Below are 23,597 nucleotides of genomic sequence, written 5' to 3' on the forward strand. Positions count from 1 at the left end.
GCCGGTGGGATCATGGTGTGCAGCCACGATCCCACCGGCTCTGCTGTACCCCCGACACGAAAGGCACGCGTTGACTCGTTCTGAGGAGATGCGCATCCGCATCCTCGACACCGCGCACGACCTTCTCAACGCTGAGGGCCGCGACGCCGTCACCACGCGCGCGCTCACGTCGGCCCTGCACATCCAGGCACCCACGATCTACCGGATCTTCGGCGACAAGCAAGGACTCCTCGACCAGGTCGCCCTCCACGGCTTCTCCGCACACCTCGCGACCTGGACCGGCTGGACACCCGGCGCTGACCCGATCGACTCGCTCCGTCAAGGGTGGGACATGCACATCGATTGGGGACTGCTCCACCCACAGGTGTACTCGATCGCCTACGGCGAGCCCCGTACGGGCACCTCGTCCCCAGCTGCCGATGCCATCGACGCGATCCTCCGGACGCAGATCGAGGTCGCCGCGAAGGACGGTCTCTTGGCTGTTCCCGTCTCCGACGCCGTCAACATGATCCGCGCGACCGGGGTCGGAGTGGTGTTCACCCTCCTTGCGATGCCTGACGGCTCCCGCGACATGACCTTGTCCACGCGAGCCCGCGAAGCGACACTGGCCGCGATCCTCGCCGAGCCGGCGAACCGTGACGAGCGAGATGGCGCCGCGATGCAGCTCAGACACCAGCTCGAGGACACGACCGCTCTGACAGAGAACGAGCGCGCCCTCTTCGGCGACTGGCTCGACCGCCTCGCAAAATAGGCACCAAGCGCACATGCGCTTGCTGCCTATTCGACGTGGCCGGAGCGTCATCACATGGAGTTAGCCCCGCTGTCCACCCACTTTCGGATCCACCGGATCAGTGGTTCCGTCTCGTCCCACGTTGCCCCGATCACGTCTCGAGATGCACTCAGCGGCAGTTGCCTCAGAGCGGCGAAGGACTGCAGCCGAAGCAGCTCGATCCGCGGGTGGTCCCGAGGGAACCCTCTTGGCGCTGTTCGCAGCGACGGGCCCGCGATGGTGTACCCCTTGCCCTCGAGATCGTCGAGGATCTTCTCGAGGGCAGTCGCAGCGTGTGGTTGCTCATCGATGACGGTGCGCGCGGCGCCCAGTTGTTCTCGGGTCGGGCTGTAGAGCCCCCCGCCAAGCTCGAGCCCCTCATCGGATGCCCGGAGGTACATCAAGCCAGCAACCATGGCGGCGGATGTCCGGTAGGGGCTCTTGTCCCGGGCGAAGCGGACGTCGCGATTCTGTCGCAGCACCTTGCCCGGTCCGTACTGCTGCTCCGCGTCTCCGAGGAGGAGTTCGATCGGTACGCGGACAACGCGTTCCCACTCATCCCGGTGGGCGTCAAACCACTCCCTGTTGTTGTTCTGTCGGAGTCCGGCGAAGAAGCCAGCGAGGTCGTCGTCGAAGTACGCTCCGCTCACATCTGGACCTTGGAGCCGCGACGCCAGACCGCGGCGACGTTGAGCGTGTCCGAGATGGTGGACGTCGGGTCGCCGTCGACCAGCAGCAGGTCTGCGCGGAAGCCGCCAGCGATCCGGCCGCGGTCGGTGAGGCCGAAGTGCCGAGCGGGCACGGACGTAGCGGCGGCCAATGCCTCGACCGGAGTGAGGCCAGCGCGCACGAGCATCTGCAGCTCGTGGTGAACGCTGGCCCCGTGCGCGAGGCCGCCGAGCGAGGGGTCAGGTGCCGAGGCATCGGTGCCGACGAGGATCGGGACACCGGCATCGTGCAGCGCTCGAACGGTGGCCAGGACGTCGTCGACGCTACCGGCGGGGTAGTGGTTGAACGAGCTCTGCAGGGTCACGAGCCAGTGGGGGGCGAGCTTGGAGCTGACGCGGGTATCGGTGGCGAACTCGGCGCCGGTGACCCCGATGATCGAGGAGTTCAAGACGATGCACGGGACGACGAATACCCCGGCGGAGGCGATGAGATCGATGATCTCGGGCGTGGGGGCCTGGTCGACGAACAGGTGCGCGAGACCGTCGATCCCCGCCTCGAGTGCCATGCGGGTTGCGCCGACCGTGAGCGTGTGGGCCAACGTCATCATGCCGAGGCGCTGTGCTTCGGCGACGCCAGCGTTCAACGTGGCCTGGTCGAGCATCGGCAGCCCGGGAGCGTTCGCGGCGGACCCGTCCTCGATCAGGAACTTGATGTAGTCGGACCCGGCCGCGATCAGCTCCGGGATGAACGAGACCGCTTCTTCGGGGGTGGTCGAGAGGGGCATCACGATCTCGCCGAAGCCGGGTTCACCCTCGCCGGGGAAGGCGCCCTCCGGGATGATCTCGAACGGGTGTCCGCCGGGAGGGGTGAGCCCGAAGCCGGAGGACCGAACGTCCGCGACGTCGTCGTTGGTCTCGATGTCGACTCGCTTGGGGGCCGTGAGGACCCCGCCCATCTCAAGCTCGGTGGTGACACCGAACTGCAGTGCGAGGCGAAGCGCGTCGAGGGAGGAATGCGTGTGAGAGTCGATGAGGCCCGGCAGCAGGGTCTTACCGTTCCCGTCGATCGCATCGCCGGTCGCCGTGCGCGCCTCGTCGGTCGAGGAGGCGCGAACCGAGACGATGACCGTCCCCTCGATCGTAACCGTCTGGTTCTCAAGGGTGCGTTTGCCGTCGAAGACGCGAACGTTCGAGATGGTCGTGGGGGTCATGGCAGTCCTTTTGTAGCGAGTCGCGACCACCGTTTGATCGCTAACAACTTTATGTTAGCAGCACAGGGAGGAGGTGTACGGTTCGCCATCAGCCGACGACCGATCGGCAACCGGACACGTGCGGCCGTTTCTGGAGCCCGCCAGGATCCAGGGATCTCGGTGTCTCAATAGACCCGCCCGGCGATGTGCCCGGTGATGGTTCCCTTAGTGAGACACGGGGGCTGCTGGTGGCACGCACCCCTGGTCAGGACTCGAGGGTGTTGGTCTCCGTCGCCAGTGCGGCTGCGAGGTCGGCTTCCGAGGGCAGGGCAGCGCGGACCGCGGGCGGGAGGAGGTCGTAGCTGGCGACACCGATCGGGGCCTGCTGTCCCGCGAGGGAGTATCGGACGACGGCGTCGTTCTTGTCGGCGACCAGCAGCAGGCCGACCGTGTCGGCGTGCTGGGGTCTGCGGAGCTTGTCGTCGACGAGTGCGACGTAGAAGCCGAGCTGGCCGAGGTACTCGGGCTTGAACTTCCCGGTCTTGAGCTCGATCACCACGTACCGGAGCTGCTCGACGTGGAAGAACAGCAGGTCGACGTAGAAGTCGTCCCCGTCAACGTCGAAGTGCACCTGCCGGCCGACGAATGCGAACCCTTCGCCGAGCTCGCGGAGGGTATCGATGATCCTGTCGACGAGTGCCTGCTCGAGGTGGCGTTCCTTCGCGTCACCGTCGAGGGCGAGGAAGTCCAGCACGTACGGGTCCTTCGTGATCTGCTGCGCCAGATCCGAGTCCCCCGGCGGGAGGATCTCGGCGAAGTTCGTCGGCGCCGCCTGGAGCCGGGTGTGTGCCTCGGACCGGATCTGGTGCTCGAGGACGTTCCGCGACCACCCGTGGGCGGCCGCTTGGCCGGCGTGCCATTCGCGGAGCTCGTGGTCATCGAGCCGGTCGAGGAGGACAGTGATGTGGCCCCAGGGCAGTTGTGCAACAGCCTGTTGCAGAATCTGCTCGTCCGGCCAGGCCGCTGCGAACGCGCGCATGTACGCGAGATTCCGCGGGGAGAAGCCCTTCATCTCCGGGAATTCAGCACGCAGATCCGTCGCGAGCCGGCCGATGACGTTGCTCCCCCACCCTTCATCGCCCTGGCGTTGCAGGATCGTTGCGCCGATCCCCCAGTACAGACGGATGAGTTCTGTGTTCACGCGGCGCTGCGCCGTGAATCGGGCGGCGCGCACTTGCTGCTTCAGCTCGGCAAGAGCAGCGGCATACCCGGATACGGCTGGCGACGAATCAGACATCACCGCTCGGTCTGCCCGACCAGCCGATCGGAAGAAGAACGAACGCAGCGTTCTACGGGATCAGCTATGCAAGCGTGGAGAGGATCCCCGAGCGAAAGGCGACCTCCCATGGCGCAGAAAGTCACCACGCACCTCGTCGACGACCTCACCGGCGACACCATCGAAGACGGCAAGGGCCGCACCGTGTCCTTCTCTTTCGATGGCGGCCACTACGAAATCGATCTGACCGACGACAACACCGACGCGCTCCGCGAAACGTTCTCCGACTACATCGCCGCAGCACGCAAGGTCACCAGCCGCGCTGGCCGCACCAGCGCCGGCAGCGCGCCGAAGCGTGGCAACTCGGAAGAGCTCGCGAAGATCCGCGAATGGGCGAACGCGAACGGCCACGAGGTCTCCTCCCGCGGCCGCATCAGCCAGGCCGTCCGCGACGCCTACAACGCCGCGCACTGACGCCACTCTGCCAGCGGTACAGTCGGCCACCTCGAGGGGTGGCCGGCTGTTCGCGTTCGCCCCGACATGACGTTCACAGGTCGGCACGCCGCACGAATAGTTCACTTTCGTAAAGTGTCCTGTTCATACGCGTCCTTCCTGTCGCGCTTACCCTCCGCGCTCAGACCGAGAGATGGTCTCTTGAAGGAAGGTGGTCCGGCGACCCTGCAGGCTCAACGGCTACTCCTGAACGTGATCTAAGATTCAGGTTCACCAACTGCCAAATCCCTCCCACTGCCCAGGCGTTGCGGTTCCGCGCCTTGGCTTGTCAAAACCTCCCACCCATGCTTGTGCGAGGAGCGCTGCGGACGTCAGCCTCCCGGGGAGAAGACTATGAACATCACCAAGAGGTCGCGCCGGTTGACTTCGCTCGGGGTAGCACTCGGGCTCGCCGTCGCAATCGCGGTTCCCACAATGGCTTCTGCGTCGACTGGACTCGAAGCCACACCAACGGTGAGCAACGCACCAAACACCGCCCAGTATGACGCCCAGCTCCAGGCGTTGGCCGGCACGCAGACGGAAGCGGAGATCCACCAGGTCGAGTGGTCTGGCGGCCAGGTATACCTGCTGGTCGACGGCGCAACGGGCAAGGTCACAGCGGCGTACAAGCCCAATTCACGAGTACACACCGATGCTTTGTCGTTCTCGTCACCCGGCTGCACTTCAACCAGCCTCTGCATGACAACAACCTCATCGGTGCCTTATGGCTACACCGGCACCGGGTCGCTGTCCGGCCGCTGGGGCCCATTGAAGCGCTTCGCGGCGGGCGACCGCGAGGCATACATCAACTACGGGGGACATCAGTACAGCTTTCCGCCGGACGGCTTCATCGTCTTCGGAAGCCACCCGGTGACCATCACGCGAATTCAACGCCTCTAAGTTCTCTTAGGATGGGCGCGACACCGGCTGCCCGGTCACGCGCCCATCTGTTCTGCTTGGTGAGACCATGACACGCAATGCACCGCCTCAGCTGGGCGAATCACGATGGAGTAGCGGCCAATGATTCGACGCCTACGCAACCTGTCGCTGCGCGCGCGCCTGACGCTCGGGAGCGTAGGGGTCGCCGCGCTGGTCATCGCCGCGCTGGTCATGGTGATGCGCGTTCAGGTGGACAACGTTGTCGCGAACGCAACCCGCACATTGCTTCGCGCGGACGCGAGCCCGTACGTGACGGAAGTGGAACGCTCAGCGGACCCGAGTTTCCGTGCGCCAGGAAACGGGCAGCTTGTCGCCGTCCTCGATCCGAGCGGCAAGCGTGTTCTTTCATCAATCGAACAGCATTCGCTGCTGCGGAAGCTACCCGAGATCGCGCGATTTGACGACGGCTCCTCAACGGCGATCCAGGCTGGCTCGTCGTACCGGGTCGTCGTCGATCATCCGCAAAGCGCCTCGGGGCGTTGGACCGTAATCGCCGCAAGTGACGCTCAGGGAGAGGCGCTCGTCATCGACTCGCTGACCGGCGGCGTCGTCGTCGCCGGCGTGCTGGTTCTGGCCTGTTTCGGCGGCGCGACATGGCTGTTGTCCTGCGCCGCGCTCAGGCCCGTCTCGAGGATGCGTCGCGAAGCAGAACGACTCAGCGCCGGAGAAGCCGACGCCGACCTTCCCGTTGGAGACGCTCGGGACGAACTCCAAGCTCTTGCACGCACCTTGAACGAGTTCTTGAGCAGGACGCGCGACGCTGCCGCACGCGAGCGCCAGATGGTATCCGACGCGAGCCACGAACTCCGCACCCCCCTCGCCATACTCACCACGCAACTGGAACTCGCTTCACTCGACAGGGGCGACGCCGCCGCACTCCAAGTTCACGTCAAGCAAGCGCAGCACAACGTCGCGCGACTCGCGCGACTCGCGAACGACCTCCTTACCCTCTCCCGAGCGGACGAAGCCGAACGCGTGGACTCGACGTCGCGAACGCTCACCAGTTGGGAAGAGCTCAGCGATGAAGTACTGGTAGCAGTAGACCGCCTACGAATGATCGCAGCCGCAAAAAACATCACGATCGAATTCGACATCGATCCGCAAGACGGATCCGACTCGGAAGAAAATGCAACGCAGGAACCCCACGTGTTCCGACTGGATCGCCGCGGAATGAGTCAACTCATCACCAACACTGCCAGCAACGCGATCGACGCACTCCCGGAATCTGGGACGATCACAGTCGCCTGGTCGCTGGAAGACAGCTCCGCCCGGCTGACGGTCACTGATGACGGCCCCGGTGTGCCTCCGGACTTCATCGCCGTGGCGTTCGACCGATTTACCAGGCCGGACAAGGCGCGTACAGCGCGACCGACTGACGGCCAGCCGAAACTCGGAGGATCCGGACTCGGCCTCGCGATCGTCCAAGCCACAGCCCAGCTCGCCGGAGGCACTGCTTCAATGCGTAATCTCGACCCGCGCGGACTGGAAGTCACCGTCGTGATTCCACGGATAAGCCCCGAAAAGCCCAAGATAACCAAACGAGAGCGGCGTTTTGGGCACGCAAACACCGGGAAAGCCGGCTGAAACCGTCGGCCGCACGCCACGCACCGGCGTCCTCCGCATGCCCCCCCCCCCCGGGGGGGCATGCCGGCGCCTCGCCCGTGCTGTGGTTGGAGCGCGAGGGCAGATGGCGCCTATTACGAGATCGACCTCACCGACGACAACGTCGACGCGCTCCGCGAAACGTTCTCCGACTACATCGCCGCCGCACGCAAGGCCAACGGCCGCTCCGTCCGCACTACTGCTGGCAGTGCGCCGAAGCGTGGGAACTCGGAAGAGCTCGCCAAGATCCGCGACTGGGCCAACGCGAACGGCCACGAGGTCTCCTCCCGCGGCCGCATCAGCCAAGCCGTCCGCGACGCGTACGACGCCGCACACTGACACCCCCGCGACACGGCACACGGGCACGTGCCGGCTAGGTAGGCACCTCAGCCGTGCGGTTTCCGCATCGTTCTGCGGGCGGGACGCGCTGACGACAACGCCTCCACGTGCGCTGGCTGACGAGCAGGGGTCGCGCGACCGGTGACGGCGCCCGACCCCTGCTGTGGTTGTTGCCTGTCGTTCAGTCGCAGATCCGGTGGTAAATGTACGCCGTGCAGATCTGCCGCTTCTTGTCGCAGTTCTTCGCGTGGACCGTCTCGGTCCACGTGTGACAGACGACTGGTCCAGCATGTGCCGGAGCTGCAGCAGCGGGCAGAACGACACCCACTCCCGCCAGCGCCACGACCATCCCCATGCCGGCCAGTGCCTGCTTGATCTTGCTCATCGCATGTCCCCCTGTTTGTTCGGAGCCGTTCGGCACCTCATCGTAAACGGGCGGCCATGCCCTCGCACGCGCCATTGATGGCGGGTTGTATAGGGGGGGGTGACTCGTCCGTCAGGACGCTGGTTCGACGCCGTAGGCTGAAGGGTTCCGGTTAATGGCGTGCAGCAGCCCACGAATCTTCCCGGCCCCGGCTCCGACCTCGATCGCGTACTCCCCGGGCGCATCGATGCGGCGGGCGATCGCCTGGTGATTTGTCATCGTTACACCCTTCGAGACGGTAGCCGATCGGCTATCGGGCACCGAGACCAGCGCTCCTGAGTCCGTCGACGACGCCATCCACCCCGCAGTCGGCCCGGTCTCGAAACCGACCTGGAGTGAACGGCATCAGGTCCTCGGGAGCGTGTGGCAGCGAGTTCGCTTGACGACGGTCACCTGATCGACAGATCGATCGCGACGACGCCGAGCACGAAGGTCAGGACGATGACCACGAGGCCGATCGCTGGCGTCACTACCCGTCGCCGCACCGTGGGAACACCGGACGCTCCGATGACCCAGGTCGTGATCGTGACGATGAGTGCGACCAGCGGTACGAGGAACTGCGCGGTCTCCCCGACGGCGTACGAACACTGCAACGTCGCGTCGGAAGCGCAGGGCGTGTACTGCTCCAGTTGCGCGGCGACCATCCCCGGCAGCGAGCCGATCGTCGCGAACACCTCGAGGAACACGAGGGAACAGAGCGCGAGCCCCAGTCCCCACGAACCACGCGGACGGCGCTGCCCCTCGTCGTGCACGGATGACCGCTTCATGTGGCCTGACCGTAGTGCAGGGGTGACACGGAGCACGGACTCGTAGGGTCGAGTCGTACCGACCGCACACCCGGGTGGGTCCGTGCCCCACAGCGGACCTGACGACGGGAACAGATCGTCCCTGTTGCCGGTTGCACCACACGGTGTCGCAGCCAGTGACACGAGAGGCCAGGAGGCCACCATGACCACCACCGAGACCGCCATCCTCGCCGGCGGATGCTTCTGGGGAGCGCAGCAGCTCCTCCGTCGTCGTCCCGGCATCGTCAGCACCCGCGTCGGCTACTCCGGCGGCGACGTGCCGAACGCGACGTACCGCAACCACGGCGACCACGCCGAGTCGGTCGAGATCGTCTTCGACCCGTCCCAGATCTCGTACCGGGACCTGCTGGAGTTCTTCTTCCAGATCCACGACCCGTCGACGAAGGACCGCCAGGGCAACGACATCGGTCGCAGCTACCGTTCGGCCGTCTTCTACACGACCGACGAGCAAAAGCAGGTCGCGCTCGACACCATCGCGGACGTCGATGCGTCAGGCATCTGGCCCGGCAAGGTCGTCACCGAGGTCACCGCGGCCGGCCCGTTCTGGGAGGCCGAGGACGAGCACCAGGACTACCTCGAGAAGAACCCGCACGGCTACACCTGCCACTTCGTGCGTCCGGGCTGGAAGCTCCCGCACCGCGACGAGGCGACCGCGGCCGTCTGACCTGACGAACGCGGCGGATCAGCGTGATCCGCCGAGCAGTTCCAACCAGTCCCCGGGACGGCGATCCGCCGACCCGGGGACTGTCTGCATCACGGGGTGACCGGCCGGCCATGGCTCCGCCATGCCTGTGAAGGACCACATGCGGACGGGAGGCACGGGGCGGGCCCGCACCGCGCCTCCAGGCCGTCGTCGGGTCGCGTCCAGGGCGAGGCGTGGGGCGGTCGTGCGGGTGGCCGGGCCAGGATGGTTCTGGGGCCGACAGCCGATCGGCTCGCAGAGGGAGGACACCGTGGACACAGCGCCGTACTCGCAGCCGTTGCGGGAGTACATCGAACAGCTGCGGACCGAGGGGTACAGCGTCGCGGGCGGCCAGACGGCCGACCCGGACCTGATCGACCCGCACGGCAACCCGGTGCTGACCTGGCAGGACGACTACCCGTACTCGGAACGCCTGCCGCGGGACGAGTACGAGTACCAGAAGTACCTGCTGCAGATCGAGCTGCTGAAGTGCCAGTACTGGCTCGAGGACACCGGGCAGAAGGTCGTCGTGCTGTTCGAGGGGCGTGACGCCGCGGGCAAGGGCGGCACGATCAAGCGGTTCACGGAGCACCTCAACCCCCGGACCTCGCGGGTGGTCGCGCTGAGCAAGCCGACCGAGCGCGAGCGCGGTGAGTGGTACTTCCAGCGGTACGTGCAGCACCTGCCGGCCGCCGGTGAGATGGTCCTGTTCGACCGCTCCTGGTACAACCGTGCCGGCGTCGAACGGGTGATGGGGTTCTGCGACGACGACGAGTACGAGTCCTTCATGACCCAGGTGCCGCAGTTCGAGCGGATGCTCGTCGACTCCGGCATCCACCTGACGAAGTTCTGGTTCTCGGTGACCCGGCGCGAGCAGCGGACCCGGTTCGCGATGCGGCAGCTCGACCCGGTGCGGCGGTGGAAGCTGTCCGACATCGACCTGCTGTCGCTCGACCGGTGGGAGGACTACACCGAGGCGAAGATGGCGATGTTCACCCGGACGAGCAAGCGGTACGCGCCGTGGACGATCGTGCGGTCGAACGACAAGAAGCGCGCACGGCTCAACGCGATGCGGTACTTCCTGACGCAGTTCGACTACCCGGACAAGGACGCCGACGTGATCGGCAAGCCGGACCCGCTCATCGTCCGCCGGGGCAAGCGGGACGTCGACATCGAGTGATCCCCCGCGGCGGCTGAACCGCCCGCCGACTCGGAACGTTTACACGCCGCCGCTTCCCGTCACGCACTCGAAACAGACGGGCAACGGCGCCGACACAGGGCCGCAAGACACTTGTCGCACTACCTGTCACCCGACAGGTACTCCGCGAAAGGTCTGCAGTCATGCGTTCTCCGCAAGCACCGCTCCACGCACCGCGCGCCACGTCCGACGTCGACACGCAGGGGCTCGCCCGCCTCGGCTACGAGCAGGAGCTCCACCGCGGGGTCGGCTCGTTCTCCTCCTTCGCGGCGGGCTTCTCCTTCGTCTCGATCCTCACCACGGTCTTCCAGCTGTTCGGACTCGGCTTCGGGCTGGGCGGTGCTGCGTTCTTCTGGGCGTGGCCGCTCGTCTTCGGCGGCCAGCTGCTGGTGGCGCTGAACTTCGCGCAGCTCGCGGCCCGCTGGCCGATCTCGGGCGCGATCTTCCAGTGGTCGAGCCGTCTGGCCGGAGCCCGGTTCGGGTGGTTCACCGGCTGGACGATGATCATCGGCCAGATCCTCACCGTCGCGGTGGCGGCCATCGCCGTGCAGGCCGTGCTCCCCGCGATCTGGGACGGGTTCCAGATCGTCGGCGGTCCGGGCGCCGACCCGTCCGTCGCGTCGCCGACCGGTGCTGCGAACGCGGTGGTCCTCGGGCTGGTGATGCTCGCCGTGACCACGATCGTGAACATCACGAGCGTCCGGCTGATGGCCCGCGTGACGAGCTTCGGCGTGCTCATCGAGATCGTCGGCGTGGTCGTGCTCATCGGCGCCCTGTTCCTGCTGCCGCACCGCAGTGCCTCCGTGGTGTTCACGACCGCCGGCTCGACGAGCACCGAGCCGTACGTGTGGGCGTTCCTGGCGTCCTCGCTGATGGCCGCGTACGTGATGGTCGGCTTCGACTCCGCCGGTGAGCTCGCGGAGGAGACCCACAACCCGCGCCGGACCACCCCGAAGACGATCGTCCGGGCGCTGACGGTCTCCGGCCTCGGCGGCGGGCTGCTCATCATCGGCGCCCTGGTCGCCGCGCCGAGCCTGACCGACGGCAAGCTCGCCTCGCAGGGCCTCGCCTGGGTGATCACCTCGACCCTCGGCGACGTCTTCGGGCGGCTCCTGCTCTGCACCGTCGCAGTCGCCGTCTTCGCCTGCACCCTGGCCGTGCAGACCGCCGGCGCCCGGATGGTCTACTCGATGGCCCGCGAGAAGGCGCTGCCCTTCCACCGCACCCTCGCCCGGGTCTCGCCCCGCACCGGCACCCCGATCGCCGCGTCGATCGTCGTCGGGGTCGGCGCCGGGCTGGCCCTCGCCGTCAACATCGGGCAGTCCGCGATCTTCACCGCCCTGTCGAGCCTGTGCATCGCGATGCTCTACCTGGCCTACCTCGGGGTCACCGGGCCGCTGCTGGTCCAGCGCATCACGCTCCGCCGCACGGGCCTGCCGACCGGGGTGGACGAGGACGGCAAGCCGCTGTTCACGCTCGGCCGCTGGGGCATCCCGCTCAACGCCCTGGCCGTGGCGTTCCAGATCGGCATGGCGATCAACCTCATCTGGCCCCGGCCGGAGATCTACGACCTGACCGGCACGTCGTGGTGGCTGCAGTACAGCGCCCTGCTGTTCATCGGCGGCGTGCTGCTCGTCGGCTGGGCGTGGTCGAGCTGGCGGCACCGGGTGCACGGCCCGATCACCCTTGCCGAGGTCCCCACCACCGCGGCGGTGCCCGTCCCCGCAGCCGCGGCTGCCGCGAACCCGGTGGCCGAGGCCCCGGCGTCCGCCTCCGCCTCCGTCGAAGCCTGACCCGGAAGGAACCCCATGCGCGACCTCCACCAGACCGACAGCGTGCTCGCCTCCCGGTCCGACGCACGTGCCCAGGCCGGCTCGCAGTCCGAGTACATGCCGTACCTGCCGGCGTCGTCGTCGCCGTTCGCCCCCGCGGGCGTCGACCCCGCGCAGCTCGTGTGGGCGGAGACGGTGGCACCCGGCGGGTACACGCACAAGGTGCTGGCCCGCGGGTCACGGCTGCGGTTCGACGACCCGACGGGTGACGCCTGCGCCAACGTCCTGGTGTGCAACGCGCTCGAACCGTGGGAGCGGCTCAACGTCGCCGACACCCAGAAGATCCCGTGGCAGGCGTACCTGGGCCAGGGGTCGCCGCTGCTGAGCGGGGACGGCCGGGCACTCGCGACCGTGCTCGAGGACACCTCGGAGCACCACGACGCCTTCTGCGGCACCTCGACCGACGCGTGGAACGAACGGAAGTACGGCGACGCCGCACCCGAGGGACGCTCCCCGAGCGGTCGGTCGCTCTTCGCGAAGGCCGCCGCCAAGCACGGGCTCACCAAGCGTGACCTGCCACCGAGCGTCTCGTTCTTCCAGGGCGTGCGGATCGACGACGAGGGGGCGATGACCTTCACCGGCTCGGCCGGAGCGGGCACCCACGTCACGCTCGTCGCCGAGCTGCCGCTGCTCGTGCTGGTCGCCAACGTCGCGCACCCGATCGACCCGCGACCGGACTACGTCGTCGGACCGCTCCGGGTGCACGCCTGGCGCGGGACCCCGACGACCGCGGCCGACGAACGGTTCACCGCGACGCCGGAGCTCACCCGCGCCTACCTGAACTCGATCGACTACGCGGAAGCCCGAGGCCTGTGATGACCGGTACGACGACCCACACCCGCACCTCCACCGTCCCCGTCGGGGCCGTCCACGACCCGGACGTCGCCCTCGACTGGAGCGAGTCCCTGGTGCCCGGCGCGGTGGTCCGCGACGACCGGGTCGCCCCGCTCGCACCGTGGTCCGCCGTGGTCCGTGCCGGCCAGGTGCTCACCATCGTCGACGTCGGCGGCAACCAGAGCGCCGACTGCCTGCTCTACGACGCCCACGACCCCGACGAGCGGTACAGCGTGCCGGACACCCTCGCCGCACAGGGCAACGCGTACGTCCGGACCGGCACGGTGCTGATGTCGAACGAGGGCCGTCCGCTGATGACCGTCGTCGCGAACGAGATCGACCGGCAGGACACCATCGGCGGCGCGTGCTCGAAGGAGTCGAACACCCTGCGGTACGGGCACCACACCCAGTACCAGCACGGCTGCCGCGAGAACTTCCTGGCCGAGGCCGGCCGCCACGGACTCGGTGCCCGCGACATCGTGTCGAACCTCAACTGGTTCATGAACGTGCCGGTCGAGGCCGACGGTGCCCTGGGCATCGTCGACGGCATGAGTGCCCCCGGCAAGCGGGTCGCGATCCGTGCCGAGCGGGACGTGCTCGTCGTCGTCTCGAACTGCCCGCAGATGAACAACCCCTGCAACGACTTCTCCTGCACACCACTGCGCATGATCGTGGTCCAGCCGTGACCGCCGCGCCCGACCCCACCGGAACCGCCACCGTGAACCAGACCCCCGCGCTCAGCACCGACACCGTCCTCGTCGCGAACCGCGGTGAGATCGCCCGCCGCATCATCCGCTCCGCCAAGGCACTCGGCATGCGCACCGTCGCCGTCTACTCCGACGCCGACCGCGCGGCACCCCACGTCCGCGAGGCCGACACCGCCGTCCGGCTCGGTCCCGCACCCGCCCGCGACTCGTACCTGCGCATCGACGCCGTGGTGCAGGCGGCGAAGGACACCGGCGCCGGACTCGTGCACCCCGGCTACGGGTTCCTGTCCGAGAACACCGAGTTCGCCCGCGCCTGCGAGGACGCCGGCATCCGGTTCGTCGGACCGACCGCCGACCAGATCGTCCGGTTCGGCGCGAAGCACACCGCCCGCGAGCTCGCCGCAGCCGCCGGGGTCCCGATGCTCGCCGGCACCGGGCTGCTCGCCAGCGTCGACGACGCCGTGACCGAGGCCGAGCGCATCGGGCTGCCCGTCATGCTCAAGGCCACCGGGGGTGGCGGCGGGATCGGCATGCAGGCCTGCTCGACGCTCGACGAGGTCCGCGAGGCCTACACGAGCGTCGTCCGGCTGGCGACCGCGAACTTCGGGTCGGCCGGCATCTTCCTCGAACGGCTCGTGCGGCCGGCCCGGCACGTCGAGGTCCAGCTCTTCGGCGACGGCGAGGGCCGCGTCGCGGTGATCGGCGACCGCGACTGCTCCCTGCAGCGCCGCAACCAGAAGGTCATCGAGGAGGCCCCGGCACCGGCGCTGCCCGAGCACGTCCGCGCCGAGCTGCACGCGTCCGCCCGCCGCCTGGCCGAGAGCGTCGGGTACCGCAGCGCCGGCACCGTCGAGTTCGTCTACGACCCGGTGCGCGAAGAGGCGTCGTTCCTCGAGGTGAACACCCGCCTGCAGGTCGAGCACCCGGTCACCGAGGAGGTGTTCGGCGTCGACCTCGTCGAGCTCATGCTCCGCCTGGCCCGCGACGGTGCCGCCGGCATCGACCCCGACGTGTTCGACCGCACCTGGACCCCGAACGGCCACGCCGTCGAGGCCCGCGTCTACGCCGAGGACCCCGCGAAGGGCTCGCTGCCCTCCAGCGGCCTCGTCACCCAGGCGGTGTTCCCGAGCGCGACCACCGCATCCGGCGAGCGCACCGGCATCCGGGTCGACGGCTGGGTCGAGACCGGCTCCGAGGTGTCCGCGTTCTACGACCCGATGCTCGCCAAGGTGATCGCCACCGGGGAGACCCGCGACGACGCCCTCGACCTGCTGCGCGACGGGCTCGCGACCACCCGCATCGACGGCATCGTCACGAACGCCGGGCTCCTCCGTGCGCTGACCGACGACCTCGAGCTCCGCACCGCCACGCACTCCACCTCGACGCTCGACGCGACCGAGGACCCGGACCCGCGCATCGACGTCGTCGCGCCGGGCACCATGACGATGATCCAGGACCTGCCCGGCCGGGTGGGGTACTGGCAGGTGGGCGTGCCGCCGAGCGGCCCGTTCGACGCGGCGTCCTTCGCCGAGGCGAACCGCGCGGTGGGCAACCCCGACGGCGCCCCCGCGCTCGAGGTCACCGCCACCGGCCCGACGCTCCGGTTCTCGGCCGCCTCGGTGGTCGCACTCACGGGTGCCCCGGCCCCGGTCACCCTCGACGGCGAACCCGTGGCGCTGTGGGAGCCGGTCGAGGTCGGCGCCGGCCAGACCCTGGCGATCGGCACGGCCCCCGGTCCGGGCCTCCGCACCTACCTGGCGGTCCGCGGCGGCTTCGACGTGCCGACGTACCTCGGGTCGACCGCGACCTTCACGCTCGGTGGCTTCGGTGGCCACGCCGGTCGGGCACTGCTCGCCGGCGACGTCCTGCGCCCGGGCTCCCCGGACTCGGACGCCCCGCACCCGGCGTTCCCGTCCGGTACCCGTCTGGGTCTGGTGGGCGGGCCGACCCCGGCCGACCGTCGCACCGCCCTGACCGACGCGTGGGAGATCGGCGTCACCGAAGGCCCGCACGCGGCCCCGGACTTCTTCACCCGCGCCGACCTCGACGTCTTCTACGCCACCGACTACGCCGTCCACCACAACTCGGCGCGCACCGGCATCCGGCTCATCGGCCCCCGACCCGAGTGGGCGCGGACCGACGGCGGCGAGGCCGGTCTGCACCCGTCGAACATCCACGACACCCCGTACGCGGTCGGTGCGATCGACTTCACCGGGGACACCCCGATCATCCTGGGGCCGGACGGGCCGTCGCTCGGCGGCTTCGTCTGCCCCGCCGTGGTGGCCAGCGGCGACCTGTGGAAGCTGGGCCAGCTCCGACCCGGTGACACGGTCCGGTTCGTCCCCGTCCGCGAAGCCGACGCCGCCGCGCTCGACGCACACCGGGCCTCCAGGACGGTGCCGCGCACCGGGAGCGACGGCAGCACCGGAGGCGACGGCGACGACGGCGTGATCGCCCGCCTGGACGCGACCGACGTGCGGCCGAGCGTCGCGTACCGACGCGACGGCGACGACAACGTGCTCGTCGAGTACGGCGACATGACCCTCGACATCGCGCTGCGGATGCGCGTGCACGCGCTCATGACGAAGCTGCAGGAGCACACGCCGAAGGGGATCCTCGACATCACGCCGGGCATCCGCTCGCTGCAGGTGCACACCGACGCGTCCGTGCTCAAGGCGCGCGACGTGGCGGGGCTGCTCCGCGAGCTCGAGGGCGAGATCCCGCCGACCGACCAGCTCGTCGTGCCGTCGCGCACCGTCAAGCTACCGCTGTCGTGGGACGACCCGGCCACCCGCCTGGCGATCGAGCGGTACATGAACGGCGTCCGGAACGACGCCCCGTGGACCCCGTGGAACATCGAGTTCATCCGTCGGATCAACGGGCTCGAGAGCGTCGACGACGTCTTCCGCACCGTGTTCGACGCGAGCTACCTGGTGCTCGGGCTCGGTGACGTGTACCTCGGCGCCCCGGTCGCGACGCCGCTCGACCCCCGGCACCGCCTGGTCACGACGAAGTACAACCCGGCCCGCACCTGGACCGCCGAGAACTCCGTCGGCATCGGCGGCGCGTACCTGTGCATCTACGGCATGGAGGGTCCTGGCGGCTACCAGTTCGTCGGCCGCACCGTGCAGATCTGGAACCGGTTCCGCCGGGGCGGGCTGTTCCAGGAGAACCCGTGGGCGCTGCGGTTCTTCGACCGGATCGAGTGGTACCCGGTCGGTGCCGACGAGCTGCTCGAGCTGCGGGCCGAGACGGACGCCGGGCGGGGCTCGTTCGAGACCGTCGAGGGCGAGTTCTCGATCGCGTCGTACAACCGGTTCCTCGCAGACAACGCCGGGTCCATCGCGGACTTCCGAGCGCAGCAGGCGCAGGCGTTCGGCGAGGAGAAGGAGCGGTGGCGGGCATCGGGCGAGTTCGACGTCCGTGACGAGCCGGCCGCCGTGGTGGCCGACGCCGTGACCGTGCCCGAGGGGTCGACCGCCGTGTACGCCCCGTTCACCTCGACCGTGTGGCAGGTGGACGTCCGCCCGGGTGACCGCGTGGACGAGGGGCAGAAGCTGCTGGCCGTGGAGGCGATGAAGATGGAGTCGATGGTGCACGCACCCGTTCCGGGCCACGTGCTCGAGGTCTACATCAAGCCGGGCGACCAGGTCGCACCGGGCCAGGTCCTCGCCGCGATCGGAGCGGCAGCGTGAGCGGGACCGCCGCCGCGGCCGCCACGACGTCCGCCGCGGCCCGCGTCCGCGACGCCTTCGCCCGCATCGACGCCGTCGACCGCCCCGAGGTCTGGATCACCCTGCGCGACCGCACCGACGTACTGGCCGAGGCCCTCGCCGTCGACCCGTCCCTGCCCCTGGCGGGCCTGCTGTTCGCCGTGAAGGACAACATCGACGTCGCCGGCCTGCCCACGACCGCCGCCGCCCGCTCCTACGCCCACGACCCCGCCGCCGACGCGACCGCTGTCGCCCGGCTCCGCGCCGCCGGCGCCGTGGTCGTCGGCAAGACGAACCTCGACCAGTTCGCCACCGGCCTGGTCGGCACCCGCTCGCCCTTCGGCGCGGTCCGGAACGCCTGGGACCCGACGCGGATCTCCGGCGGCTCGTCGAGCGGTTCCGCCACAGCGGTCGCCCTGGGCATCGTCGACTTCGCGCTCGGCACCGACACCGCCGGGTCCGGCCGGGTGCCCGCCGCGCTCGGCAACCTGGTCGGGGTGAAGCCGACGAAGGGGCTCGTGCCGAACACCGGGGTCGTCCCCGCCTGCCGCTCGCAGGACTGCGTCACGGTGTTCGCCCGGTCGCTCGACCTGGCGCGGACGGCGGCCGAGCTGATGGCCGGTCCGGACGGCGTCGACCCGCTCGCACGGCGCGACCTGGCCCTCGCCGACCTGCCCGCCGTCCCGCGCATCGCGGTACCGCTGCCGTCGCAGCTCGAGGGGCTCGCACCCGGCTGGGCCGAGGCGTTCGCCGCCGCCGTCGAACGGTTCCGCACGCTCGGACACCAGGTGGTCGAGGTCGACATCGCACCCCTGCTCGACGCCGCGTCGCTGCTCTACGACGGCGCGTTCGTCGCCGAGCGGTACGCGGCCGTCGGCGCCCACATCGAGGCCCACCGCGACGAGGTCGGTGCCGACCTCGACCCGTCCGTCGCCGCGATCGTGCTCGGCGGTGCACGACCGACCGCCGCGGAGCTCTTCGCCGACCAGGAACGACTCGACGCGTTCGGGGCAGCGGGTCGCGCCGCCCTCGAGGGCACGACCGCCCTGCTCACCCCGACGACGACATGGCACCCGACGCTCGAGCAGGTCGCGGCCGACCCGATCGGCGCGAACAGCCGGATGGGTCGGTACACGAACTTCGCGAACCTGCTCGACATGGCCTCGCTCGCCGTGCCCGCCGGCTTCGTCGACGGGCTGCCGTTCGGCGTGATGCTCACCGGTCCGGCGTTCAGCGACCGCCGCCTGGCGGCGTTGGCGGCCGCGTTCGCCGCCCCGACCCTCGACCTGCTGGTCGTCGGGGCGCACCTGCGCGATCAGCCGCTGAACGGACAGCTGGTCGCGTCCGGCGGATCGTTCGTCCGGGAGGCCCGCACCGCGTCCGACTACCGGCTGTACGCCCTCGACACGGTGCCGCCCAAGCCCGGGCTGGTCCGCGTGGGTCCGGTCGCGTCCGGCGCTGCTGCGCCGGGCTCCGGCATCGTCGGGGAGGTCTGGCGCCTGCCCGCCGCCGGCTTCGGCACCTTCGTCGCGGGCCTGCCGGCACCGATGGCGATCGGCACCGTGGCGCTCGACGACGGCACCGAGGTCACCGGGTTCCTGGTCGAGCCGTTCGCGGTCGAGGGCGCCGAGGACATCACCCACCACGGTGGCTGGCGCGCGTACCGGGAGCAGTCGTGACGGACGCCGGCTGCCAGGATGGGAGCATGACCCCCGACGACCGGCCTGTGCGCCCCGGCCGGCCTCGGGCCGTGCCGAACGCCGACTCCGCGATGAGCCCCCGCGACCAGATCCTCGACGCCGCCGCCGCGCTGTTCGTCGAGAACGGCATCAGCGCGACCTCGACCCGGGCGATCGCCGAACGGGTCGGGATCCGGCAGGCCTCGCTGTACTACCACTTCGCCGGCAAGGACGACATGCTCGTCGAGCTGCTCACGACCTCGGTGCGTCCGAGCCTCGAGCTGGTCCGCGGCCTCGAGCAGCTCGTGCCGGAGTCGGCCTCGGCCGCCGGTGCCCTGGCCGCGCTGGTCGTCGCCGACGTGGACACCCTCGCCCGCACGCCGCACAACATCGGCACGCTGTACCTGCTGCCCGAGGTGCAGGGCGAGCGCTACGACGGCTTCCGGGCCGAGCGCGTGGAGCTGCAGGAGGCCTACGGGCGCCTCGGCTCGCGCGCCGCCACCGCAGAGGTCGCATCCGGCGTCTCCCCGTCGCGCCTCGGTGCCGTGCTCATCCAGATCGCCGAGACCGTCATCCAGCTCCGCCGGTCCGGGCCCGTGCAGGACGCCGACCGCGACGCCCTCGTCGCGACCTGCCTGCGCGCCTGCGGCCTCGACGCCGCCGCGGTGGCCGAGGCCCGACGCGACGCCGAGTCCCTGCTGGCCGCCGTCGCGGTCTGACCCCTTCTCCCCCGACCTCCTTCTTCCCCCAGCGAGGAACACCATGACCACGATCACCCCCGCCGCACACCGTCCGCTCGCCGACGCACTGCTCCCCCGCACCGCGGTCGTCAGCACCGCCCTGGTCCTCGGTGGCGCACTGCTGACCGCCGGAGCCGCGCAGGTGTCCGTCCCGATCTGGCCCGTCCCGATCACCGGGCAGACCCTGGCCGTGCTGCTCGTCGGCAGTGCCCTCGGTGCTCGCCGCGGTGCCATGTCGATGCTCGTCTACGCGCTGCTCGGCGTCGTCGGGCTGCCGGTCTTCGCGGACGGTTCGGCCGGGGTCGGCGTGCTCGTCGGTCCCTCGGGCGGGTACATCGTCGGCTTCGTCGTCGCCGCGGCCCTGGTCGGCTGGGTCGCCGAGCGCTTCGGCGACCGCCCGCTGCGGAATGCGCTGCTGTCCTTCGCCCTGGGCACCGTCGTCACCTTCGCCGCCGGGATGGCGTGGCTCGCGGTGGCACTCGGCCTCGACCTGCAGCAGACCCTGCAGTACGGGCTGTACCCGTTCGTCCTCGGTGGCGTGGTGAAGACCCTGATCGGTGCCGGCGTGATCTCCCTCGGGTGGACCGCAGCGCTGCGCTCGGCCACCCGCCGGTGAGCACTCCGTCAGGACTCCGCCGCCGGCCGTAGGGGTTCCGTCAGGAGCCCTTCCGCGCCGTTCGAGCGCGCGAGAGCGTGTGGTCGTGACACTGACTGCGATCATGCCGACGCTCCGCGCGTCGCTCCCCGATCCGATGGACCCGTCCCTCTGGCCGGCCCACACCGTCGCGACCACCGACGACCTGCTCGTCTCGGCCATCTCGATGGTCCGGCTCGCCGACCTCACCGGCACCCCGACGGTGCACACCGCCGAGCAGTCCCCGCCCCGGTACCGGCCGCGCGGCTGGGTGGCCCGCGACGTGAGCGTCGCCGTCGCGTCGGTCACCCGCGTGCGGCGACCGCGCCCCGGCGTGGTGCTCCTGGAACTGGACGCGGTCCTGCCGACCTGCGCCGTGCTCGACCAGGTGCGCCTGATCGGACGCCGGAGCACCGCTCCCCTCTCCCCGATGTACGTCGTCACCCGCTGTGACGGTCAGGCCGACGGTCCGTTCCACCGCCTCCCGGCTCCGTTGCCCGCCGACGTCCGCGAAGGTGACCTGGTCTGCTTCCCGTGCCTGGCGACCGTCCGGCACCGCGACGTCGTCGAACCGGTCCGGGCGGAACTCGTGCCGGTGCGCGCGGAACTCGCGCCCGCCCGGACCGAACTCGCGCCGGTCGACCGATGACGACCGCGCTGCCGGTCCGCACCCGGCTGTTCGACGGCACCCACCTGTGGGGCCGGTACACGATCCGGCCCGTCGGCCGGACGCTGTGGAGCTCGCGGACCCTGGTCGTGTTCCCGCCCGGCACGAACACCGGCGAGCGCCTGCTGCTGCGCGCCTGGCACGTCTGGCCAGCCGTCGGGGCGTTCGTCGCCCTCGCCGCCCTGGTGCTCGCCGTCTCTGTCCCCGCCGTCGGCACGACCACCGCGCTGCTCGTCTACGGCGGAGGCTTCGCGGTCCTCGCCCGTGCCACCCGCGCGCTCCGCCCACGGGTGCGGTCCGTCACCGTGACGACGTTCCTGGGCGACGGCCGCCGCGAGGTCCACGGCGACGAACGCCTGCTCACCGGCTCCCTCGACGCCCTGTCGATCCTGGAGCAGGCGCTCCGGTCGGACCGCATCAGCGCCGTCGACTTCGAGCTCGTCTGGGCGGACGTGTGGAACGCCCTGGAGTCCCCGGACCCGGACCACCGCGCGCAGCGGTCATCCTGAAGCCGGTTCCCGCGCCCCGCGTTTGTATGGGTCCGGGAAGGAGTACGCGATGAAGCACATCCACTACGACGCCACCACGATCCTGGTCGGTGACGACGTCGCCGACGCCGTGATCGAGTACGCCGCGGCCCTCGCCGGAGGCGACCGGGCCGACACCGTCGACGTGCCGGCCGTGGCCGACGACGGCACCATGACCACCACGAAGATCCTGATCGGGCCCGCGAGCGAGATCGTCGTCGCGGACGCGGAAGAGGACGAACTCGAGATGGACAACCGGGAGTTCGTCGGGCGGCTGCGCGCCGCCGCGAAGACCTTCGGGCACAGCGAGCCGATCCACGCGAACACGCGGACGGACCTGGCGGACGCGGCGGAGGCTGCCGAGGAGCACTGACGCCTGGGCGTCGCGCTGCAGCTTCGAAACGGAGAGGGTCTCCTGTACGGTGGTGATTCCGGAGAGCCTCTCCGGTACTCGATGGCACAGCCTGGAGGCCCGCCATGCCCGAGCAGACCGCTCCCGCCGGGCGCGCGCCGCGTTCACTGCACTCCCCGCGTCCCGCGCGCGCTGACGCGCTGCGGAACCGGGACCACATCCTGCGGGTCGCCGAGCGCGCGTTCACCGAGCACGGCGTGACCGGCTCGCTCGACGCGATCGCCAAGCAGGCCGGCGTCGGCGCCGGCACCCTGTACCGGCACTTCCCCACGCGCGAGGCCCTGCTCGCCGAGCTCCTCGCCGCGCGCGACGAACACCTGGTGGCCCGTCGCGAAGCCCTGCGAGACGGCTCCGTCGACGCCGCCGACGCCCTGCACGGCTGGCTCGATGCGGTCACCGAGTGGGCCGGCACGTTCGACGGGCTGCCCGAACCGCTCCGTGCCGCAGCCTCGTCGGACTCGTCGCCGCTCGCCATGACCTGCCAGGGGTTCATCACCACGACCGACGAGTTCCTCCGCGCCGCGCAGCGTTCCGGTCGCGCGCGTGCCGACGTCCGCGCAAGGGACCTGTTCCTCGCCGCGTTGGCGACCAGCTGGGTCCGGGGTGCCGCGATGGCCGACGACTCGTCGTCCGCTGCCCTCTCCGCCCTGTCGCGGCGCGGGTGGGAAGCCCCCGCTCTCCCCTGACCTCCCCACTGTTGAAAGGGCACCACATGAACCGCATCGGCATCATCGGCAGCGGAGCCATCGGCACCGCGATCGCACGCCTGGCCGTCGCCGCCGACCTCGACGTCCTCATCGCGAACTCGCGCGGCCCCGAGTCGCTGCAGGACCTCGTCGCCGAGCTCGGCCCGCGCGCCCAGGCCGGCACCGTGCGACAGGCCGTCGAGTTCGGCGACGTGCCCGTCCTCGCCATCCCGCTCACCGCCTACCCGGCACTCGCACCCGACCTCGATGCCTTCGCCGGGCGGACCGTGCTGTCGACGGGCAACTACTACCCCGGTCGCGACGGGCGGATCGAGCAGCTCGACAGCCTCGCGACGACCACGGCGGAGTGCGAGCAGACGCTCCTGCCCGGCACCCGGATCGTCAAGGCGTTCAACAACATCGTCGCGCACCACATCCCGAACCTCGCCGACTCCGCGCCCCGCACCGCACTGCCGATCGCGGGCGACGACGAGCAGGCCAAGGCCGTGGTCGCCGAGCTCGTGCAGCTGCTCGGATTCGACACCGTGGACGCCGGGACCCTGGCCGAGTCGTGGCGCTTCGAGCCGGAGTCCGGGGCGTACACGGGGATCTACGCGGGGAGTGCCGAGGGGTTCGCGGCGGACTACCTGGCGGATCAGGGAGCACCGTTGCCGGCGGAGCGGCTGCGGGACGTCCTGGCGGTGTCGCACCGGGCGGATGTGGCGAACCGGCAGTTCTGAGTCGTCGCCCCTGCGCATGACCGCGTGCAGCGGCCTCGCGC

General features: G+C 70.0%; 24 protein-coding genes. 19 read left to right on the forward strand and 5 right to left on the reverse strand.

The genetic code is table 11. The features are described 5' to 3' along the window. Positions 1-70 precede the first annotated feature (70 nt). Positions 71-751 carry a TetR/AcrR family transcriptional regulator gene (locus H489_RS30540; RefSeq protein WP_152427289.1) on the forward strand — a complete coding sequence of 227 codons (681 nt, stop codon included), beginning with the start codon at positions 71-73 and terminating at the stop codon, positions 749-751. Between the two features lie 50 nt (positions 752-801). Here H489_RS30540 and H489_RS30545 read toward each other — a convergent pair whose 3' ends face one another. From H489_RS30545 to H489_RS30555, 3 genes are all read right to left on the reverse strand, one after another. Beyond that, positions 802-1,419, reverse strand: a complete 618-nt coding sequence (locus H489_RS30545) for a DUF2461 domain-containing protein (RefSeq protein ID WP_017887615.1) — start codon at positions 1,417-1,419, stop codon at positions 802-804. After that, positions 1,416-2,648: an amidohydrolase family protein gene (locus H489_RS30550; RefSeq protein WP_017887616.1), complete on the reverse strand. Its 1,233-nt coding sequence runs from the start codon at positions 2,646-2,648 to the stop codon at positions 1,416-1,418. The genes H489_RS30545 and H489_RS30550 overlap by 4 nt, the downstream gene beginning before the upstream one ends. Positions 2,649-2,892: 244 nt before the next feature. Next, positions 2,893-3,924: a PDDEXK nuclease domain-containing protein gene (locus tag H489_RS30555; RefSeq protein ID WP_031260010.1), complete on the reverse strand. Its 1,032-nt coding sequence runs from the start codon at positions 3,922-3,924 to the stop codon at positions 2,893-2,895. 108 nt (positions 3,925-4,032) lie between these two features. On the opposite strand from H489_RS30555, the gene H489_RS30560 reads away from it, so the two are divergent. The 4 genes from H489_RS30560 to H489_RS30575 all read left to right on the forward strand — a co-directional run bounded on the left by H489_RS30560 (position 4,033) and on the right by H489_RS30575 (position 7,275). Beyond that, positions 4,033-4,377: a histone-like nucleoid-structuring protein Lsr2 gene (locus H489_RS30560; protein WP_017887618.1), complete on the forward strand. Its 345-nt coding sequence runs from the start codon at positions 4,033-4,035 to the stop codon at positions 4,375-4,377. 372 nt (positions 4,378-4,749) lie between these two features. Next, positions 4,750-5,295 (forward strand): hypothetical protein, encoded by a 546-nt coding sequence (locus tag H489_RS30565; RefSeq protein WP_140449153.1) that lies wholly within the window; start codon positions 4,750-4,752, stop codon positions 5,293-5,295. A 120-nt stretch (positions 5,296-5,415) separates the two neighbouring features. Further along, on the forward strand, positions 5,416-6,918 hold the full coding sequence (locus H489_RS30570) for a sensor histidine kinase (RefSeq protein WP_017887620.1): 1,503 nt from the start codon (positions 5,416-5,418) through the stop codon (positions 6,916-6,918). Positions 6,919-6,978: 60 nt separating this feature from the next. Further along, positions 6,979-7,275: a histone-like nucleoid-structuring protein Lsr2 gene (locus H489_RS30575; protein ID WP_017887621.1), complete on the forward strand. Its 297-nt coding sequence runs from the start codon at positions 6,979-6,981 to the stop codon at positions 7,273-7,275. A gap of 181 nt (positions 7,276-7,456) precedes the next feature. Here H489_RS30575 and H489_RS37775 read toward each other — a convergent pair whose 3' ends face one another. Together H489_RS37775 and H489_RS30580 are read right to left on the reverse strand one after the other, a co-directional pair. Beyond that, positions 7,457-7,660: a hypothetical protein gene (locus tag H489_RS37775; protein WP_140449152.1), complete on the reverse strand. Its 204-nt coding sequence runs from the start codon at positions 7,658-7,660 to the stop codon at positions 7,457-7,459. A gap of 428 nt (positions 7,661-8,088) precedes the next feature. After that, the gene (locus tag H489_RS30580) at positions 8,089-8,466 is read right to left on the reverse strand and encodes a hypothetical protein (protein WP_017887622.1); all 378 of its coding nucleotides are present in this window, start codon (positions 8,464-8,466) and stop codon (positions 8,089-8,091) included. A gap of 181 nt (positions 8,467-8,647) precedes the next feature. On the opposite strand from H489_RS30580, the gene msrA reads away from it, so the two are divergent. From msrA to H489_RS30640, 14 genes are all read left to right on the forward strand, one after another. Continuing rightward, positions 8,648-9,169 (forward strand): peptide-methionine (S)-S-oxide reductase MsrA, encoded by a 522-nt coding sequence (gene msrA, locus H489_RS30585; RefSeq protein WP_017887623.1) that lies wholly within the window; start codon positions 8,648-8,650, stop codon positions 9,167-9,169. 289 nt (positions 9,170-9,458) lie between these two features. Next, the gene (gene ppk2, locus H489_RS30590) at positions 9,459-10,367 is read left to right on the forward strand and encodes a polyphosphate kinase 2 (protein ID WP_017887624.1); all 909 of its coding nucleotides are present in this window, start codon (positions 9,459-9,461) and stop codon (positions 10,365-10,367) included. A gap of 161 nt (positions 10,368-10,528) precedes the next feature. Continuing rightward, on the forward strand, positions 10,529-12,178 hold the full coding sequence (locus tag H489_RS30595; protein ID WP_017887625.1) for an APC family permease: 1,650 nt from the start codon (positions 10,529-10,531) through the stop codon (positions 12,176-12,178). A gap of 15 nt (positions 12,179-12,193) precedes the next feature. Further along, positions 12,194-13,033, forward strand: coding sequence for an urea amidolyase associated protein UAAP1 (locus H489_RS30600; RefSeq protein ID WP_017887626.1), 840 nt, complete (start codon positions 12,194-12,196; stop codon positions 13,031-13,033). Then, on the forward strand, positions 13,033-13,737 hold the full coding sequence (locus tag H489_RS30605; RefSeq protein ID WP_017887627.1) for an urea amidolyase associated protein UAAP2: 705 nt from the start codon (positions 13,033-13,035) through the stop codon (positions 13,735-13,737). The genes H489_RS30600 and H489_RS30605 overlap by 1 nt, the downstream gene beginning before the upstream one ends. After that, the gene (uca, locus tag H489_RS30610) at positions 13,734-17,453 is read left to right on the forward strand and encodes an urea carboxylase (RefSeq protein WP_017887628.1); all 3,720 of its coding nucleotides are present in this window, start codon (positions 13,734-13,736) and stop codon (positions 17,451-17,453) included. The genes H489_RS30605 and uca overlap by 4 nt, the downstream gene beginning before the upstream one ends. Next, a complete protein-coding gene (atzF, locus tag H489_RS30615) occupies positions 17,450-19,150 on the forward strand; it encodes an allophanate hydrolase (protein WP_017887629.1) in 1,701 nt (566 codons plus the stop codon). Before uca ends, atzF begins: the two co-directional genes overlap by 4 nt. A 26-nt stretch (positions 19,151-19,176) precedes the next feature. Next, positions 19,177-19,869, forward strand: a complete 693-nt coding sequence (locus tag H489_RS30620) for a TetR/AcrR family transcriptional regulator (protein WP_031260015.1) — start codon at positions 19,177-19,179, stop codon at positions 19,867-19,869. Between the two features lie 43 nt (positions 19,870-19,912). Then, entirely contained in the window at positions 19,913-20,506 is a 594-nt protein-coding gene (locus tag H489_RS30625) for a biotin transporter BioY (protein WP_017887631.1), read from the forward strand. A gap of 85 nt (positions 20,507-20,591) precedes the next feature. Then, positions 20,592-21,173 (forward strand): hypothetical protein, encoded by a 582-nt coding sequence (locus H489_RS38305; protein WP_167578315.1) that lies wholly within the window; start codon positions 20,592-20,594, stop codon positions 21,171-21,173. Beyond that, entirely contained in the window at positions 21,170-21,700 is a 531-nt protein-coding gene (locus H489_RS36945; protein ID WP_017887633.1) for a DUF6611 family protein, read from the forward strand. Before H489_RS38305 ends, H489_RS36945 begins: the two co-directional genes overlap by 4 nt. A 49-nt stretch (positions 21,701-21,749) precedes the next feature. After that, positions 21,750-22,091, forward strand: coding sequence for a hypothetical protein (locus H489_RS0119445; protein WP_017887634.1), 342 nt, complete (start codon positions 21,750-21,752; stop codon positions 22,089-22,091). A 104-nt stretch (positions 22,092-22,195) separates the two neighbouring features. Next, positions 22,196-22,816 (forward strand): TetR/AcrR family transcriptional regulator, encoded by a 621-nt coding sequence (locus tag H489_RS30635; RefSeq protein ID WP_017887635.1) that lies wholly within the window; start codon positions 22,196-22,198, stop codon positions 22,814-22,816. A gap of 26 nt (positions 22,817-22,842) precedes the next feature. Then, entirely contained in the window at positions 22,843-23,556 is a 714-nt protein-coding gene (locus tag H489_RS30640; RefSeq protein ID WP_017887636.1) for an NADPH-dependent F420 reductase, read from the forward strand. The last annotated feature ends 41 nt before the right edge of the window (positions 23,557-23,597 follow it).

The sequence above is a fragment of the Curtobacterium flaccumfaciens UCD-AKU genome (genome assembly GCF_000349565.1).
In the GTDB taxonomy this organism is placed as follows: Bacteria; Actinomycetota; Actinomycetes; order Actinomycetales; family Microbacteriaceae; genus Curtobacterium; species Curtobacterium poinsettiae.

Coding starts and splice junctions, on each gene's coding strand:
- H489_RS30550 (WP_017887616.1), bottom strand. CDS start 2,648: ATGACCCCCACGACCATCTCGAACGTTCGCGTCTTCGACGGCAAACGC.
- H489_RS30555 (WP_031260010.1), bottom strand. CDS start 3,924: ATGTCTGATTCGTCGCCAGCCGTATCCGGGTATGCCGCTGCTCTTGCC.
- H489_RS30560 (WP_017887618.1), top strand. CDS start 4,033: ATGGCGCAGAAAGTCACCACGCACCTCGTCGACGACCTCACCGGCGAC.
- H489_RS30565 (WP_140449153.1), top strand. CDS start 4,750: ATGAACATCACCAAGAGGTCGCGCCGGTTGACTTCGCTCGGGGTAGCA.
- H489_RS30570 (WP_017887620.1), top strand. CDS start 5,416: ATGATTCGACGCCTACGCAACCTGTCGCTGCGCGCGCGCCTGACGCTC.
- H489_RS30575 (WP_017887621.1), top strand. CDS start 6,979: ATGCCGGCGCCTCGCCCGTGCTGTGGTTGGAGCGCGAGGGCAGATGGC.
- H489_RS37775 (WP_140449152.1), bottom strand. CDS start 7,660: ATGAGCAAGATCAAGCAGGCACTGGCCGGCATGGGGATGGTCGTGGCG.
- H489_RS30580 (WP_017887622.1), bottom strand. CDS start 8,466: ATGAAGCGGTCATCCGTGCACGACGAGGGGCAGCGCCGTCCGCGTGGT.
- msrA (WP_017887623.1), top strand. CDS start 8,648: ATGACCACCACCGAGACCGCCATCCTCGCCGGCGGATGCTTCTGGGGA.
- H489_RS30595 (WP_017887625.1), top strand. CDS start 10,529: ATGCGTTCTCCGCAAGCACCGCTCCACGCACCGCGCGCCACGTCCGAC.
- H489_RS30600 (WP_017887626.1), top strand. CDS start 12,194: ATGCGCGACCTCCACCAGACCGACAGCGTGCTCGCCTCCCGGTCCGAC.
- H489_RS30605 (WP_017887627.1), top strand. CDS start 13,033: ATGACCGGTACGACGACCCACACCCGCACCTCCACCGTCCCCGTCGGG.
- H489_RS30620 (WP_031260015.1), top strand. CDS start 19,177: ATGACCCCCGACGACCGGCCTGTGCGCCCCGGCCGGCCTCGGGCCGTG.
- H489_RS30625 (WP_017887631.1), top strand. CDS start 19,913: ATGACCACGATCACCCCCGCCGCACACCGTCCGCTCGCCGACGCACTG.
- H489_RS36945 (WP_017887633.1), top strand. CDS start 21,170: ATGACGACCGCGCTGCCGGTCCGCACCCGGCTGTTCGACGGCACCCAC.
- H489_RS0119445 (WP_017887634.1), top strand. CDS start 21,750: ATGAAGCACATCCACTACGACGCCACCACGATCCTGGTCGGTGACGAC.
- H489_RS30635 (WP_017887635.1), top strand. CDS start 22,196: ATGCCCGAGCAGACCGCTCCCGCCGGGCGCGCGCCGCGTTCACTGCAC.
- H489_RS30640 (WP_017887636.1), top strand. CDS start 22,843: ATGAACCGCATCGGCATCATCGGCAGCGGAGCCATCGGCACCGCGATC.